Annotated in this window: 6 protein-coding genes; 5 read left to right on the top strand and 1 reads right to left on the bottom strand. The window is 61.3% G+C overall.

Translation table 11 applies throughout. The features are described from left to right. The 3 genes from JSY17_RS16620 to JSY17_RS16610 are packed head-to-tail and all read left to right on the top strand — an operon-like array spanning position 1 to position 14,449. Positions 1-9,030, top strand: a complete 9,030-nt coding sequence (locus JSY17_RS16620; protein ID WP_206402436.1) for a non-ribosomal peptide synthetase — start codon at positions 1-3, stop codon at positions 9,028-9,030. Continuing rightward, on the top strand, positions 9,027-12,809 hold the full coding sequence (locus tag JSY17_RS16615) for a non-ribosomal peptide synthetase (RefSeq protein ID WP_206402438.1): 3,783 nt from the start codon (positions 9,027-9,029) through the stop codon (positions 12,807-12,809). Before JSY17_RS16620 ends, JSY17_RS16615 begins: the two co-directional genes overlap by 4 nt. Then, positions 12,806-14,449 carry a cyclic peptide export ABC transporter gene (locus JSY17_RS16610; protein ID WP_206402440.1) on the top strand — a complete coding sequence of 548 codons (1,644 nt, stop codon included), beginning with the start codon at positions 12,806-12,808 and terminating at the stop codon, positions 14,447-14,449. Before JSY17_RS16615 ends, JSY17_RS16610 begins: the two co-directional genes overlap by 4 nt. On the opposite strand, the gene fhuF is transcribed toward JSY17_RS16610, so the two are convergent. Continuing rightward, positions 14,450-15,178 carry a siderophore-iron reductase FhuF gene (gene fhuF, locus JSY17_RS16605; RefSeq protein WP_206402442.1) on the bottom strand — a complete coding sequence of 243 codons (729 nt, stop codon included), beginning with the start codon at positions 15,176-15,178 and terminating at the stop codon, positions 14,450-14,452. A 201-nt stretch (positions 15,179-15,379) separates the two neighbouring features. Here fhuF and JSY17_RS16600 point away from each other — a divergent pair, with 201 nt between their 5' ends. Both JSY17_RS16600 and JSY17_RS16595 read left to right on the top strand, forming a co-directional pair. Then, positions 15,380-15,595, top strand: coding sequence for an MbtH family protein (locus tag JSY17_RS16600; RefSeq protein WP_117163267.1), 216 nt, complete (start codon positions 15,380-15,382; stop codon positions 15,593-15,595). A 38-nt stretch (positions 15,596-15,633) separates the two neighbouring features. After that, positions 15,634-17,064: a diaminobutyrate--2-oxoglutarate transaminase gene (locus JSY17_RS16595; protein WP_200978039.1), complete on the top strand. Its 1,431-nt coding sequence runs from the start codon at positions 15,634-15,636 to the stop codon at positions 17,062-17,064. Positions 17,065-17,143 lie beyond the last annotated feature (79 nt).

Below are 17,143 nucleotides of genomic sequence, written 5' to 3'. Positions count from 1 at the left end.
ATGAGTGGGATGACGCAACAAGCGTTCCTGGAGATTGCACAACGACTGGCTTCCTTGCCTGCGGACAAGAAAAAGCTGTTCCGCCAGCGTCTGGCCGAGAAGGGCATCGACAGTTGGCGGCTGCCGATCGTGCCTGCCGTGCACAGCGAAGGCCAGAGCCTGCCGCTGGCCCAGGCGCAGCGACGCTTTCTGTCGGCCGAAGCCCTGAGCAGCCGTGCGCTCTACAACCTGTGCTCGGTCCTGCATTTCGATCGAGACCTCGATGGCCAGCGTCTGCAACAGGCCATGCAACAGTTGACCGATCGCCACCAGATCCTGCGCACCCGCTATATCAGCGATGCACAGGGCCAGTTGCAGCCTCAGTGCGAACCTTTGCAGGTTTTCTTGCCAAAGGTCGAGCGCTTGAGCCTGCAGGCACATGAATACGAGCAGTGGTGTGCCGACGAATACGCACGTCAGCTTGCCGAACCCTTCGATCTGGCCAGCTCGGCACCCTGGCGCTGGCAGGCTTTCAGCGACGCCCAGGGGCAGTCGACCTGGCTGTTTTTCACCATTCATCACGTGGCCTACGACGCATGGTCGGCTCAGCAGCTCACCCTGGAGCTGGCCGAGGCTTATCGGGCACTTGCCCTGAACGAACCCGCCCGACAGCCCGAGCTGAGCATCCAGTACGCCGATTACGCGGCCTGGGAGCAGGAGTGGCTGGACAGCGATAGTTGCCAGCAACACCTGGAGTTCTGGCGCACCCAACTGGCGGATGCTCCGGCGTCGTTGGCTTTGCCGCTGGATCGACCACGACCTGCAGCCAGCCAGCGTCGTCATAGCGGCGCGGTACTGGCCCGTGAGCTTTCATCCGAACTGACCACAGCAGTGGAAGCGGCCATTCGCAGGCAGGGCGTGACGCTGTATATCTACGGTCTGACCGCTTTCAGTTGCCTGTTGTCGCGTTACAGCGGCGAAAGCGACCTGTGCCTGGGGACTTCCGCAGCCCAGCGTGACCGGCCAGAGTTGGTACCGCTCATAGGCCCGTTGCTCAATACGCTGGTGATCCGTCAGCAGTTACAGGACAACCCCGATTTCAGCAGTGCACTGCTGCGTACCCGTGACACCGTCGCAGCCGCTTTCGACCATCAATTGCTGCCTTTCGAGAAGGTGCTGGAAAGCCTTGAGCGCCCACGTTCCAGCCCGCTGTTCCAGGTCATGTTCGTGCAGGTCGATCTACCCGCGAGCCGAACCCTGGAATTACCCGGTGTTGCGGTCGAAGTGCTTGACCCGCCACAACGTCATGCCCGTTTCGACCTCACGCTGCGCATGGTGCGCACCGCCGACTCGCGACTGCGCTGCGAGCTGGAATACAGCGACGAATTGTTCGAGGCTGCAACGGTCGAGCAAATGCTGGACGACCTGCTGGCGATTCTCGAACAATCTGTGAGCCATCCCCAGCGACGTCTGGCCGAGTTGCAGATGGTCTCGCCGCCAAGCGAGCTGCATGGTCCTGAACTGGGCTCGACGCCCTTGCCGCTGGATCGGCAAGTCCGGCACTGGGCGGCCCATACGCCGAACGCCCTGGCCTTGTGCAGTGCCGAGCAGAACATCGATTACGCAACGCTGGGTGCCGCCAGCCATGCACTGGCGGCAGGACTGGCCGGGCAGGGTGTCGAGCCTGGCCATGTGGTTGCGCTGTGCATGCCCCGCTGCGCCGAGCAATTGCTGGCGACCCTGGCTTGCTGGCAACGCGGTGCGACCTGTCTGTTTCTCGACCCTGCCCAGCCGCCGCAACGACTTGCACAACTGTTGCAGGACAGTGGCGCGAGCCTGTGGCTGACCCTGGCCGAAGCGCCTGAAACCGGTGTGGATATTGCGCACCTTGCGCTGACCTCCAGCGTCTGGTCGGCTGATGCACCTGTGGATTTGGAGCAGAGCCTCAGCCAGCTACATCTGCCTGCCTATCTGATCTATACCTCGGGTTCGACCGGTCAGCCCAAGGGCGTGCTGGTCACCCACGAAAATCTGGCGCACTACGCGACTGCTGTTGGCCAACGCCTCCAGGCAAAACCCGGCAGCCGCTGGGCGACCCTGGCTACCGTGGCAGCGGATCTGGGCCTGACCTGCGTATTCGCGGCCCTGAATGCCGGCGATCCGCTGGTGCTGCCGCCTGCATCCCTGACGTTCGACCCGCCAGGCTGGGCTGATTTCCTCGACGAGCAGCCCGTGGATTGCCTGAAGATCGCGCCTTCGCACTTGCGCGGCTTGCTGGCGCTGGACGATGCCCGGCGTGTGTTGCCCAGGGAAACGCTGATTCTGGGCGGCGAGGGATTTGATCAGGCCCTGTTTACACAGGTGCGCGAACTGGCACCGCAACTGCGCATCTTCAATCACTACGGGCCTTCGGAAACCACGGTCGGTGTGATCTGCGGCGAAATCCCGTCCCTCGACTCAGTGCAGACCGGACAATACCTGCCGTTGGGGCAGCCGCTGGCCAACTGTGAGTTGCGCATTGTCGATGGCAATGACATTCCGGTGCCTGTGGGGGTGGCCGGTGAACTATTGATTGCAGGCCCACAGGTTGCCCAGGGCTATCTCGGCCAGCCTGAACTGACCGCCAGGGCGTTCGGCTCCACGGCTCAGGGCCAGCGTTTTTATCGCAGTGGCGACCGGGTTCGCCTGGACCGCAACGGGCGTCTGGTGTTTCTCGGTCGTCAGGACGATCAGGTCAAGATTCGTGGTTTCCGTGTCGAGCCGGGTGAAGTCAGTGCCTGGCTCAATGCCCAGCCGCAGGTCCGCGAGGGCGCGGTACTGGCTATGGAAATCAAGGGCCGGACGCAACTGGTGGCCTATGTCAGCCCTGCACTGAGCGCCGAAGAACTGCTTGGCGTACAGGAAGAAGCCCGTCGTCAATTGCCTGAGCATATGCTGCCCGCACACTGGCAGGTGCTGGATACATTGCCGCTGACGGCCAATGGCAAGCTGGATCGTCGCGCCTTGCCTGAGCCAACCGAAGGTGAAGCAGCCAGCGCCGCCGCTCAGCCACCGATTGGCGCCACGGAGCAGCATCTGGCGCAGTTGTGGTGTCAGGTGCTGGGTTGTACTCAGGTCGGACGCGAGGATGATTTCTTCGCCCTTGGCGGTGATTCGATCCTCAGCCTGCAACTGATCGGCCTGGCTTCCCGTGCCGGACTCAAGCTCAAGCCCCGTGACGTTTTGCAGCATTCCACGCTGGTGAGCATGGCCCTGTGTATCGATTGCCGCCAGCAACCGGCCTTGCTTGCAGTGATCGAGGCCTTTCGCGAGTTGCTTGAGCAACCGGGGCTGGGTGCAGATGCCGACTTCTTTGCCGAGGGCGGTGACTCGATCCTCAGCCTGCAACTGATTGCACGTCTGCGTAAGGCCGAACTGCGCCTGATTCCTCGGCAACTCCTGGAAAACCCGACGCCCCGGCAACTGGCCGGAGTATTGAAACCCGTTGCGGCAAAACCCGCTACGCCGCCAGTGGCCATACAGGCCGCAGATCAACCACAGCCCTTGTCCCACGCCCAGCAGCGGGTGTGGTTCATGCAGCAACTGGATCCGGCGCAAACGGCTTATAACGTCACCCAATTGCTGGCCTTGCGCGGTGATCTGGATGTGCCGCGTCTGCAAAGCACTTGTCAGACCCTGGTTCAGCGCCATGAGGCCTTGCGCTGCCGCTTCTTTGAAGAGACGGGGCAGGTCTGGCAGCGTATGGACGAGACGGTTGCGCCGATCTTCAACGTGCATGATCTCAGCGGTCTGAGCGAAGCGGAGCAGCAGGCAAGTATTGCCAAGGCAGCCCGGCGTGTTTTCGATCTGCTCAACGGGCCGTTGCTGGCCATCGATGTCTTCAGCATTGCACCCGGCGATTACCGCCTGCTGTTCAATGTGCACCACATTGCCGTGGACGGCTGGTCCATGGGCCTGCTGGTGCAGGACTTCGCGCTGATCTACCAGGGCCAGCCAACACCTGCGGCAACCGGCCTGCTGGCTTTCATCAAGGAGCAGCGCGAGCGTCTGGACGGCGAGCAGGGCCAGCAATTGCTGGGTTATTGGCAGCAACGGTTGCAGGATCTGGGCAACGAGCCTCTGGAACTGCCTGATCACTGCCTGCGGCCAGCGGTGCAGGATTATTCCGGTGCCCGTGACGAATTTGCCTTGCCGGGTACGCTGAGTGCGGCAGTGGATGCACAGGCCAAAGCGCTGGGTGTCACGCCATTCGTGTTGTACTTTGCCGCTTACCAGTTGCTGCTCTGGCGACATGCCGGACGCACGGATTTCGCTATCGGCTTGCCGGTGGCCGGGCGTGAGTCGGCTGCGGGTCAGGCGCTGGTCGGCCTGTTCGTCAACACCCTGGCTCACCGTGTACGGATCGATGCCCGGCAAAGCCTGCAATCGTTCATCAAGACGCTCAGCGGACAACTGGCCGATGATATGGCCCACCAGGAGCTGCCGTTCGAGCAATTGCTGGACAAGCTGGATTTCGAGCGCCATCTGGATCGCACCCCGGTGTTCCAGAATCTGTTCAATTACCAGATCGACCATGGCGACTCCCGCCGCCTCAGCCTGCCGGGTGTCAGCGTTGAGTCGCTGGCGCTGCCGGACGGTGTGGTCAGTGCCAAGTTCGATCTGACGTTCAACCTGTTCACCCACGGCCGTGGCACCGATGCCAATACCCGCCTGATTGTCGAGTACGCCACCGCGCTGCTGCGTCCTGAAACCGCAAAACGGCTGGTCGAGGATTACCAGGGCTTGCTGGGCAGCCTGACGAGCCTCGATCTTCAGCAGAACCTGCTGGAAGTGCCGCTGGACTCGGTTGCACGACTGGCCACGGCAGGTACATCCATGGACCTGCATTGCGAAGCGGATTTTGTAACGCGCTTTGAAGTCCAGGCTGCTCTCTATCCCGAGCGTGTTGCGGTGTACAGCGCAGATCGGCGCTTGAGTTACGCGGCGCTGGATGCCCAGGCCAACCGGCTGGCGAACTGGCTGCTGGAGCAGGGCGTCGGTCACGAATCGACAATTGCCTTCTGCCTGCCGCGAGACGAAAGACTGCTGGTGTGCATCCTGGGGATCCAGAAGGCCGGTGCTTCTTACCTGCCGCTCGATCCCGGTCATCCGGCAGCCCGTCAGGCGCAGATCCTCACTCGGGCGCAGCCACAATTGCTGATCTGCGATGCACGGAATGCAGACTTGCCCGAGCAACTGCGCAGCCATCTCTGGGCCGATCTGCCCTTGGCGCAGTTCCCGGCACAGGCTCCGGCGGTTGACAGAAATCTTCAGCAACTGGCTTACACGCTCTACACCTCGGGTTCCACCGGACAACCCAAGGGCGTGCAGATCAGTCGCGGCAACTTCGCCAACTTCCTGCTGGCCATGGAGCAGGCGCTGCCCCTGGAAAATGTGCAGCGTTATCTGGCCCTGACTACCGTCACCTTCGATATCTGCGGCCTGGAACTGTGTCTGCCGCTGGTACGCGGCGGTTCCGTGGTGCTGGCCGACGATGACGAGCGCCAGGATCCGGTACTGCTCGCTCGCCTGATCCAGGATCGGTCCGTGGATCTGATTCAGGCCACTCCCGCCACCTGGGCCATGCTGTTGCAGGGCGACCGTCAGGTGCTGGCAGGGCGTGTGGCGCTGGCAGGCGGTGAAGCCTTGTCGGCAGAAATGGCCACCGAACTGCGGCAATCGGTGGCTCATCTGGTCAACGTCTATGGCCCGACAGAAACCACGGTATGGTCTACACAAACCCCGATCGATGCGCTGCAATTGCCTGTCGCGCCGATTGGCCGACCACTGCTCAATACCCGCTGCCACGTACTCGACGAACATTTGTGCGAAGTGCCGACCGGTTGCGTCGGTGAGCTGTACATCGCCGGTGATGGCCTGGCCCGCGGTTATGCCGGACAACCTGGGCTGACGGCAGAACGCTTCATTGCCGATCCGTTCAGCACCGATGGCAGCCGCCTGTATCGCACCGGCGACCTGGCGCGCTGGCAGCCCGATGGGCAACTGTATTACCTGGGCCGTACCGACGATCAGATCAAACTGCGCGGTTTCCGTATCGAACTGGGCGAGATCGAAGCGGTGCTGCTCAGTCACCCGCAACTGATCCAGGCGGTCGTGGCCGTGCAGGGCGAGCATCTGGCCGCTTTCTGGGTGGCAGAGGCTGGCAGCTCACCCGGCGAAGCCGAGATTCGCGACTATTTGCAGGCGCGCTTGCCGGTTTACATGCTGCCGACGCATTTGCAGTCGCTGGAACAGTTGCCGCTCAATACCAACGGCAAGGTGGATCGCAAGCAACTGCCACGCTTGCAGCTGGAAAGCCCGACAATCAGCGCCGATCGGCGACCGCTGTCGGCCAGCGAAAGCATGCTGGCCGACATCTGGGGCGCAGTGCTGAAACGCCAGCAGATTCCTGCCGACGGCCATTTCTTCCAGTTGGGCGGGCATTCGCTGATGGCGGCCCAGGTCCGCAGCCGCTTGCGCGAGCAGGGCCTTGAAGTGCCGCTGCGCTGGCTGTTTGAGACTCCGGTACTGACCGAACTCGCTGTACGGCTGGAAGGTCTGGCGCGTGATCTGGATATCGGCTCACTGGCGATTCCTCACGTCGACCGGCACATCGAGCAACCATTGTCGTCGGCACAGCAGCGGGTCTGGCTGATGCAGCAACTGGATCTGGCCGACAGCAGCTTCAACATGAGCAGCAACGTGCGCTTGCGCGGTGAGCTGGACAGCCAGTCGTTGCAGCGTTCGTTACAGCGTCTGGTCGGTCGTCATGCCATCTTGCGCACGACCTATCATCAGCAAGGCGGCGAGTTGCGCCAGCGGATTCATGAGGATCTGTCGGTCGCGCTGCAAATGATCGACTCCAGCGAAGCCCAATGGCCAATCGAAGCTCGAGAGGTTGCCTTGCGGCCTTTCGATCTGGGCAGCGAAGCGCCTTTGCGGGCCGTGCTGTATCGCCTGGACGAGCAGGAACATGTGCTGCAACTGGTCATGCACCATATCGCTTCCGATGGCTGGTCCGGCGCGATACTGGTGGATGAGCTGATTCAAGGCTACGAAGCCTGGAGTGCGGGCCTGCAACCCGATCAGGACGACTTGCCGATCCAGTACGTCGACTATGCGGTATGGCAAGGCTCGCCTGCGGTCCAGTTGCGTCAGCGCGAAGGTCTGGACTTCTGGCGGCGCAATCTGGCCGGAATTCCCGCTAACGTGCCTTTGCCGTTCGATTTTCCGCGCCCGGAACGCGATAGCGGCACCGGCGCGGCCCTGGATTTCCAATTGTCTGCTGCTATCGTCGAACGCCTGAAAGCCTTTGCCCAGGACAGCGGCAATTCACCGTTCATGCTGTTGCTGACCTGCTATGCCGCTGTCTTGCAGCGCGAGACTCAAGGCCGCGACCTGGTAATCGGTACCGATGTCGCAAACCGCGACCATCCTGCCACCGAGTCACTGATCGGCTTCTTCGTCAACCTGCTGGCCTTGCGTATCCGCCTGCAACCGGAACTGAGTTTCCGTGAACAGGCGCAGCAGGTCCGGGAGCTTTGCCTGCAAGCATTCGCCTGGCAGGACACGCCGTTCGAGCGGGTCGTGGAATGCCTGGAACTGCCTCGGGTGGCCAATCTGCATCCGCTGCTGCAAACGCTGTTTGTCCTCGACAACACACCGCGTCAGCAACGTCGGTTGGGCAACCTGCAGGTCGAACCGCTGACCGGCGAGCAGCATCATTCCAAGTTCGACATGGCGCTGTTCGCCAGCGAAGACGGCGATGCGATCAGCCTGCGCTGGGTGTATCGCACCAGCCTGTTCCGCCCGGCGACCATCGAACGCCTGCGCGATGCCTTCGCGTCACTGCTGGAAATGGCCCTCGTCGCGCCTGAAAAACCTATCGATACCTTGATTCCGACAGTAAAGGGAGCTGCTGCAATGTCCACGGACAACCCGGTGCAACGCAAGATGAGCAAATTGGGCAAGATGCGCCAGAGCGCTTCACCCGCCGCCCGCGAGCCCATCGAAGCCCGACCGTTGCGCGAAGGCTCGAAATTCCCCTTGCTGGTGACTCTGCGCGACCGTGAACTGGCACCCGCCATCTGGGCCGAAGCCAACCGCGACAAGGTCGAGAACTGGCTGCGCGAGCATGGCGGCATTCTGTTCCGTGGTTTCGACCTGCCGACGCCGGTCGATTTCGAGAGTTTCTGCCAGTCCCTGTGCCCGCAGCTCTACGGCCAGTACGGCGACCTGCCCAAGAAAGAGGGCGGCAAGAACATCTACAAGTCTACGCCATACCCCAAGGACCGGATGATCCTGTTCCACAACGAGAGCGCGCATCAGCACCGCTGGCCGCGTCGGCAGTGGTTCTATTGCGAGATTCCGGCCACCACCGGTGGGGCGACGCCGATTGTCGACAGCCGCGAGGTCTACCGTGAACTGCCGGCCTGGCTGCAGGCGAAGCTGCGCAGCAAACAACTGATGTACGTGCGCAATTTCAGCACCAGCCTGGACGTCAGCTGGCAGCACTTCTTCCAGACCGAGGAACGTGCCGAGGTCGAGCGGATCTGCCGTGAAAGCAATATCGAATTCCAGTGGCGCGGTGCCAACGATCTGCACACCCGTCAGGTCTGTCCGGCGGTGATTCTGCATCCGCTGACCGGCGAAGAGAGCTTCTTCAATCAGATCCAGCTGTACCATCCGGCCTTTCTGGATGCCGATATCCGCGAGCAGTTCCTGCGCGATGGCGAGGCAAGCATGCCGCGGCAGGTGTTCTACGGCGACGGTTCGGAGCTTGAAGAAAGCGCCATCGAAGCCATCAACGCCGCCTACGATCGTTGCGCTGTGCGTTTCGACTGGCAGCAGGGCGATGTGGTCATGCTCGACAACATGCTGGCGGCCCATGCCCGGGACCCGTTCGACGGCGAGCGAAAAATTGTGGTGGCCATGGGCGAGATCTATGGCCGTGATCAGGTAATGGCTGCCCCGGCGCAGACCGAAGCGACCCACGCAGAGTTGAACCCATGATGGATCTTGGACTGACGCTTTCACCGCAACAGAAACAACTGGCCCAGGCCAACCCACAGGCCTGGCGCTGGGTACGGATGCAACTGGCCGGTGTACCCGCAGGCAGCATCGAACAACGTCTGCGTGCCTGCCTTGAACAACACGAGGCCCTGCGTCTGCGCTATCAACGCCCGGTCGGGGCCACGGCGTTGCGCCAGCGGGTTGCCGAACACCACGAGCTGCGCCTGGACTGGCGTCAGGCTCATGCCGGTGACGGCCATGATGCGCAAGGCTGGCTGGAACAGGCGCAGCGTCATTGTCAGGTTGAACAACCGGATGTGCTGGCCTGGCTGCTGGACGACAGCCTGCTCCTGGCAGTCCCGGTCTACTCGCTGGATCAACGCAGCCTGCTCCAGTTGAGAGAGCATTTGCTGGGCCGAAGTGCAGCGCTTGAAGCCGAACCCATGCAGTACGGCGAATATGTCGAGTGGATCAACGGCCTGCAACTGGACGAAGATGCCGAGCAGGGCGCGCAGTTCTGGCGCAATCTGGCCTTGCAGGACGTGCCTGGCATGCGCCTGATCGAACGCTACGGCGTCGCCAGTGGCAGCCATGGCGTGGTTCGCCTGGAACTTGCCGAGGCACTGACGACTGCGCTGAGTGCGCTGGCCGAGCACGAAGGCCTGGATGTCGAGCAACTGGCACTGTCGGCCTGGGGCTCTCTGCTGGGCAGGCTCAATGGTCAACAGCATGGCCAACTGGGCTTGCAGCATGACCCACGGGATGACTATGAAGAGTTGCAGGGCGCTTATGGTCTGTTCGAGCAGACCTTGCCAATGGTGGTGCAGCTCTCCGAACACAGCACCCTGACCAGCGTGGCCCGGCAACTGAGCCGACAGCTGGAAAACGCTGTCGAGTGGCAGGAATATGTGGGCCAGGCCCAACTGCTGCCGGAGTGGCGCGCCAGCTTCCAGACCGGATTGCGGGTTCTGTACACGTCGCAACTGCACGACATGCAGGTGTTGTCTTTCGACACCCCGGTGGAGCTGCAAGTACAACTGACCCTGGATGCACAGGGCCTTGGGCAGCTTGCGCTTTCCTATGACGAGGGCCTGTATCGTGGCGAGCAGGCGCAGGTGTTGCTACAGCGCTTTGCCCCCTGGCTTGAACAACTGGTGCAGTCACCCAACGGCCGAATCGATGCTTTTGAGCTTCATCTGCCCGGGGAACTGCTGGCCGCAACGGCTCGCCCTGAACTGGAAGCCGATCTCGATATCGTCGCCACCTTGCGTGAGCACGCCCGCACACAACCGGATCGGCCGGCACTGCGCTATGGGGAGCAGATATTCTCTTATGCCGAACTCGATGCCCTGAGCGACCGGGTGGCTGGCAGCCTGCATCAGGCCGGTATCGGTCGTGAGCAAGTGGTCGGTCTGTATCTGCCACGGGGGGCCGAGATGCTGGTGGCAATGCTGGCCTGCTTCAAGGTCGGTGCCGCCTATCTGCCTTTGGACCCGAAGCAGCCACCGCTGCGTCTGGCCGGCATTCTGGAAGACGCCCAGCCAGCGCTGTTGCTGTGCATGGAAGAGTTGCCTGAAACCTCGCTTGTGACCCTGAACTGGTCAGAAGCCAGCAACGGCCCAGTCTTCGATACGCCGGTGTCTGCTGAGGCGCAGGATCTGGCCTATGTGCTCTATACCTCGGGCACCAGCGGCAAACCGAAAGGCGTGCAGATCGAACAGGCTCAGCTACGCCATTACGCCACGCAAGTGACGCGAGCCCTGAAACTGCCCGAGGGCGGGCATTATGGGCTGGTGTCGTCGTTGCTCGCGGATCTGGGCAATACCGTACTTTTCCCGGCCTGGTTGCAAGGCGGATGCGTGCATGTGCTGGAGCAATCCACCGTGACCGATGCCCGGGCCTTTGCCGAAGAACTCAAGCGCTACCCGCTGGATGTCCTCAAGATCGTGCCTTCGCATCTCGAAGCCCTGATGGGCGAGCAGGCCGTCGAGGTGCTTCCGAGGCAGGTGCTGGTGTTGGGCGGCGAGCCTGTGGGTGAGCATTTGCTGAGTCGTCTGGTCGAGTCGAAACCGGCCTGCCGCGTGTACAACCACTATGGCCCGACCGAAACCACGGTCGGCGTGCTCTGGCAGGCCATCGATCTCGAGCAGGGTGTGGCAGGCACTGCGCTGAGTCAGGTGCTGGGAGATAACCGTATCCATTTGCTGGACGAACAGCAGCGCCCGGTGCCACCGGGGCAGGCTGGCGAGCTGTGCATCAGTGGGGCCAGTGTCGGACGAGGCTACGTGGGTGATGTGGGCGGCAATGCCTTTGGTGTCGATCCGCTCAGCGGCAGCCGCCTGTATCGCACCGGCGACCTGGCCTTGCGTCAGGCCAATGGTGCACTGCGCATCCTGGGACGTAACGATCAGCAAGTGAAGATTCGCGGTTTCCGCCTGGAGCTGGCAGAAGTCGAACAGGCACTGCTGGGTCAGCCGGGCGTCTTGCAGGCCGCGGTGCTGCTGGATGGCGAAGGCGATCATGCGCGTCTGCTGGCCTTTATCGTCAAGGACGAAGCCGGTTCTCAGAGCGCAGATCAACTGCGTGCCAGCCTGGCTCGTCAACTGCCGGACTACATGCTGCCCAGCGGCATTCTGGAGCTCAAGGCCCTGCCACTGAACAGCAACGGCAAGCTGGATCGCAAGAGTCTGCTGGAGCGTGCCCGGCAGCGTTTGCAGAACACCCGCGTGGCGCCGGTCGGTGAGCTGGAAACCGCCATTCTGGCCATCTGGTGCGAGGTGCTGGGTGTCGAGGATCTGGGCGTGACCGACAACTTCTTTAGCGTCGGCGGGCATTCGCTGGCAGCAATCAAGGTCATATCGCTGCTGCGCGAGCGTCTTGCGCTCAATCTGCCAACCAACCTTCTGTTCGAACGGCATACGGTGCGCAATCTGGTCAATGGTCTGGGCAAAGGCGAGAGCAGCGGACCCTGGAAAGTGCTGAATGAGGCTCACGAACAGTCGCCCGCCGTGTTGCTGATGCACGGAGCCCAGGGGCATCTGCAGGCCTATCAACCGCTGGTGGACAATCTGGGGCCTCAAGTCTCGGTCTTTGGTCTGGCTGCAGTGGAAAAAGGCTGGGATGAAGGCGCTATGGATGCGCTGTTGCAGCACTATGTGGCGAGCATCCCCGTCGAATTGAAACAGCGGCCTCTGGTGCTGCTGGGCTGGAGCCTCGCTTCGCGACTGGCCTTGTTGCTGGTGCCGCACTTGCAGGCCAGTGGTTTTAACATCGCAGGGCTTGCAGTGCTCGATCACGATGCCCGGCGCAGTCTGGCGGGTGAGGGCGATGAGGCGGGGCAGTTGATTGCCGATTTTGCCTTTTACTGCCGCAGCCATGCACAGCCGATTGGCGAATCCTTGCGCGAGCGCTTGACGAGCCTGCTGGCCGGTCATGACTATGCCGAAGGCGTCAACCTGTTGCTCAACGATCCTCAGGTACGCTCGCATCTGCAATGGGAAGCCGCCGACGCCGAACTGCTTGCACTGTTGAAGCAGTATCGCTCGATCAAGACCCGCCTGTATGAGCAGGCCTTGCCTGTCGTCGATGTGCCGGTCTGGGTGTGGCGTGGCAATGTCCATGCGGATCTGCGTGCCCAGTGGCAAGCGCATACGCAGCAGGCCGTTCGCCAATGGACGCTGGACGTGGGGCATCACGAAGTACCTGGCGAACCTCGACTGGCCGAAAGCCTGTTGCCTCTACTGTTGGAAACTTCTGCCAAGGTGGTATCGGCGTCATGATTTTATTGAAAGAACTGCTGCATAACGCTCGGTGGCGCATCTTTCTTGCGGTGCTGAGCAGTGCCTTGAGTGCAGCGGCCAGTATCGGTCTGATTGGTTACATCAACCGCAGCCTTGAGCATGGCCCTGGCGATATCGGCCAGGCCTTGCTGATATTCGGCGGCTTGTTGATGCTGTTGTTTGTCAGTGGGATTGCCTCACAGTCGCTGCTGGTGCAGATCGGTCATCGCCTGGTTTACCAGTTGCGGCTGCGACTGGTAGGCAAGGTGCTGGGCACTGCGCTGGAGCGCATTGAGCGACTGGGCAGCCCACGCATCTACAACGCACTGACCAAGGACGTGACCACCGTCGCCACAGCCTTCAAGCAACTGCCGATTTCCCTGTACAACGGTCTGCTGTTGCTGGCAGGCCTGGGTTATATGGCCTGGCTGAGTCTGCCGTTCTTTTTCCTGACACTGCTGGTGATTGCCTTCGGGGTCGGCCTCGATGTGTTGCTCGGGCGCAAGATCAAGACTCTGATGCAGGCGGTGCGACGCCAGGATGACCAGTTGACCGAGCAGTTCGAGGCCGCCATTCATGGTCGTTGCGAGCTGGGCCTGAGCCGCCAGCGTCGGCACCAGCTCTATCAGCAGAAGCTGGAGCCCATTGCCCGCGCCTCGCTGGATGCCTCGGTGCGTGCCGATACCTTGTGGGCAATCAACCTGAACTGGACGACGCTGCTGGTATTCGTGCTGATCGGTACGCTGTTCTTTCTGGGCCAGGGGCTTGGCTGGCTGAACCAGCAGGTGGTGGTGGGTTACGTACTGGCAATCATGTTCCTGCGGACACCGATCTCGATGATTCTGGATGCCATTCCGGCCGTTATCCGTGGTCATGTGGCCTTGCAGGCCATCGATTCCCTGGCTCTGGGTGAAACGGTGCAGTTCACGACACCGGAGCAGGCTTCGCAGCCTTTTGAGGAGCTGCGCCTGTCGAACGTGCGCTACCGCTATCCCGGCCAGAGCGATGAATTTGCCTTTGAGCTGGGCCCTGTGGATCTGTCGATCCGGCGTGGTGAGCTGATTTTCATCGTCGGTGGCAATGGCAGCGGCAAGTCCACCCTGGCCAAGTTGCTGACGGGGCTCTACGTGCCGACGTCGGGGCAGGTATCGCTCAATGGTGTGGTGCTCGATGCCAGTACCAGCGAGTGGCATCGCGAGCATTTCGCCGCCATCTTTGCCGACTTCTATCTGTTCGCCGATGTGCTGGGAGAAGCAGGCAACCATGAAGGGCTCGAAGCCCGGGTGGATCATTATCTGGAGCGTCTGGGGCTGGCTCACAAAGTCGAGTTCGCGGCCGGGCGTCTGTCCACCACATCGCTGTCCATGGGGCAGCGCAAGCGCCTGGCACTGTTGATGCTGATGATGGAAGGGCGGGAAGTCTTCCTGCTCGACGAATGGGCGGCGGATCAGGACCCGGTATTCCGCCATGTGTTCTACAACGACCTGCTGCCCGAGCTGAAGGCCGCTGGCAAGACGGTGATCGCCATCACCCACGACGACCGCTATTTCGATGTCGCCGACCGCGTCTATCGCCTGGATTACGGTCATCTGGTGGATTACGACCGGGAAACCGAAAACCCTTTCCAGTTGGTGAAATAGTCAGTCCGGCTGTCTGCACTCATCCAGAGGGCAACTGCTGCAATAGCCGACACCGGGAAGCCGGTAGCGAATGCAGCAGATGCGCCTCAGGCGCAGCGGCTCGCTCTCGCCGGTGTCGTGATAGCGCACGGGGGCGAACAACGGATTGCGTCGGCCGTCAGGGCGCAGGCGGGCAGTGAGGATTTCCCTGGCCGGTGCGGTGCTCTGCGGGTTGACCAGCGGGTGCAGCTCTAGACGGCTGGTGACGAATTCGAACGTGTTGCCGGCATTGCTCCAGAACAGCCGGGGTGAGGCACGGGTGACATTGACCAGGGCGTCGATGACGGGTGTCAGGTGCTCGTCGATCAGGTCATGAAAACGCTCGAAGGCCGAGCAGGGAGACAGGGGTTTGCCAGCATGGGCCAGATGCAGTGCCTTGGGTCTGGAATCGGCACCCAGTTGCAGACCGGTATCGGCCAGGGCAAGCGGCAGTGCCGATTGTTGCAGCAGGCTGGCGGCCATTACCGGTGCGATGAAGGTGCTGAAGTACCACTTGGACCACAGCGACACCAGGGCAAGACGTTCATCGGTCTGGTAGCGCAGTAACAGGCCATCGACGAATGCACCGAAATGCTCGTGCTCAAAGAACAGGTCACCCGGTACGTCGGTCCGTGGAAGGCTGCGCAGTTGCAGTTTCTCACCGTAGTCGGCGAGAGGACCGGTGAACAGCGGGGCAAGGCTGGGAATCATCGACTCATCCGTGGACCGCTTGCTGAGAGCAGTTATCGTTCAGAAGGGCTGGAAGTATAAACAGGGCGTCAGCGTCTTGCGACTGTTGATCCTGTCATCGATGACTGGGAAAGCTGTGTCGGTAATAAAATATTAATGAGAATTGCTACCATTCGTAGTAATGTATCGAGAATGTATCAAAACCTATCAAGGAGAAAAACAATGAGTCTGGACAGTCCGGATACGCGCTTTCTGGTTGTAGTCAATGATGAGGAACAGTACTCCATCTGGCCGGATTACCGCACTGTGCCCCAAGGCTGGCGCACTCTTGATGTTCAGGGCAGCAAGGAAGAATGTCTGAGCTATATCGAGAAAGTCTGGACCGACATGCGACCGCTGAGCCTGCGCCAGGCCATGCAGGTACAAGGGCAGGGCTGATTGCCTGCGACTGTGTTTTCAATTTCAGGGATTCAATAATGGAAAGCGTCCAGCCTCGCCAGGCATCCAGTGCAAGCTTCACACTGGAACAGTTTCGTCAGCAAGCACCCCGTGAGCTGAACACCAATGAGTACCTGCAGCGCCAGGCTGCACGGGAATCGAATGCCCGTTCTTACCCGCGACGCATTCCACTGGCGTTGCAGGAAGCTCATGGCCTTTATGTACGCGATACTCAAGGCCAGTTGTTCATGGACTGTCTGGCGGGAGCGGGGACTCTGGCTTTGGGCCATAACCATCCGGTCGCCATCGAAGCCATGCGCCAGACGCTGGATTCCGGTTTGCCCCTGCATACTCTGGACCTGACGACACCGGTCAAGGATCGTTTTGTCGAAGACCTGTTCGCTGCGCTGCCCGAAAACTTTGCCCGCCATGCGCGCATCCAGTTCTGTGGCCCTACCGGTGCCGATGGCATCGAGGCAGCATTGAAACTGGCGCGTATCGCCACCGGACGCAAACCGGTCATGTCGTTCTCCGGCGGCTACCATGGCATGACCCTGGGCACCTTGAGCCTGATGGGCAACCTGGGGCCTAAACAGGCGCTGGGCTCTCTGATGGCCGACGTGCAGTTTCTGCCGTATCCCTATGACTACCGCTGCCCGTTCGGCATTGGCGGTGAAGCGGGTGTCGATGCCGGGCTGCATTTCATCGAACAACTGCTGGGTGATCCGGAATCAGGTGTGCTGCCGCCGGCCGCCATCGTGGTCGAAGTCGTGCAGGGCGAGGGCGGTGTGATACCCGCGCCGGTACGCTGGCTTCAAGGCCTGCGCCAGCTAACCCGCAAACATGGCGTTGCATTGATCATCGATGAAGTACAGACCGGCATAGGCCGTACCGGCAAACTCTTTGCTTTTGAACACGCCGGTATCGAGCCCGATATTCTCGTGCTTTCCAAAGCCATTGGCGGCGGCTTGCCATTGTCCGTGGTGGTTTACCGGGAAGAGCTGGACACCTGGAAGCCCGGCTCCCATGCCGGCACGTTCCGCGGCAATCAGATGGCGATGGCGGCTGGTGCTGCAACCCTGCGCCATATCATCAGCGAAAACCTGCCGGGGCATGCCGACGTCATGGGGCAACGCCTGATGAGCTCGCTGCGCCAGTTGCAGAGCGATTACCCATGCCTGGGCCAGGTTCGCGGTCGTGGCCTGATGGTGGGTGTGGAAATCGTCAGCGACGCACCGGGCGACAGCCGTGTGCCAGCAGCGGATACCGCTCTGGCCCAGGCCATTCAACGCCAATGCCTGCACCTGGGTGTCATTCTGGAGTTGGGCGGACGCCACGGAGCGGTCGTGCGTTTCCTGCCGCCGCTGATCATTCAGGCTGAAGAAGTCGATGTGCTGGTCAGTATCTTCCAGGTCGCTCTGGAGAAAGCCATTGCCGAGACCAGAGGAAAGGTATTGCATATCGCGTGATGGTTTTCGCTTCGGCCAGCTTGGTTCATCAGTTTGGTCGAAGCGAACCGAGACACCCGGCGAGCTTCATGATGACTGA

The sequence above is a fragment of the Pseudomonas capsici genome, from assembly GCF_017165765.1.
Taxonomy (GTDB): Bacteria; Pseudomonadota; Gammaproteobacteria; order Pseudomonadales; family Pseudomonadaceae; genus Aquipseudomonas; species Aquipseudomonas capsici.
This window is presented reverse-complemented; position numbering and strand designations above follow the sequence as displayed.

Bases quoted from the DNA above. Each gene is read 5' to 3' on its own strand.
- JSY17_RS16595 (WP_200978039.1), top strand. From the start codon at position 15,634: ATGGAAAGCGTCCAGCCTCGCCAGGCATCCAGTGCAAGCTTCACACTG.
- JSY17_RS16600 (WP_117163267.1), top strand. From the start codon at position 15,380: ATGAGTCTGGACAGTCCGGATACGCGCTTTCTGGTTGTAGTCAATGAT.
- JSY17_RS16620 (WP_206402436.1), top strand. From the start codon at position 1: ATGAGTGGGATGACGCAACAAGCGTTCCTGGAGATTGCACAACGACTG.
- fhuF (WP_206402442.1), bottom strand. From the start codon at position 15,178: ATGATTCCCAGCCTTGCCCCGCTGTTCACCGGTCCTCTCGCCGACTAC.
- JSY17_RS16615 (WP_206402438.1), top strand. From the start codon at position 9,027: ATGATGGATCTTGGACTGACGCTTTCACCGCAACAGAAACAACTGGCC.
- JSY17_RS16610 (WP_206402440.1), top strand. From the start codon at position 12,806: ATGATTTTATTGAAAGAACTGCTGCATAACGCTCGGTGGCGCATCTTT.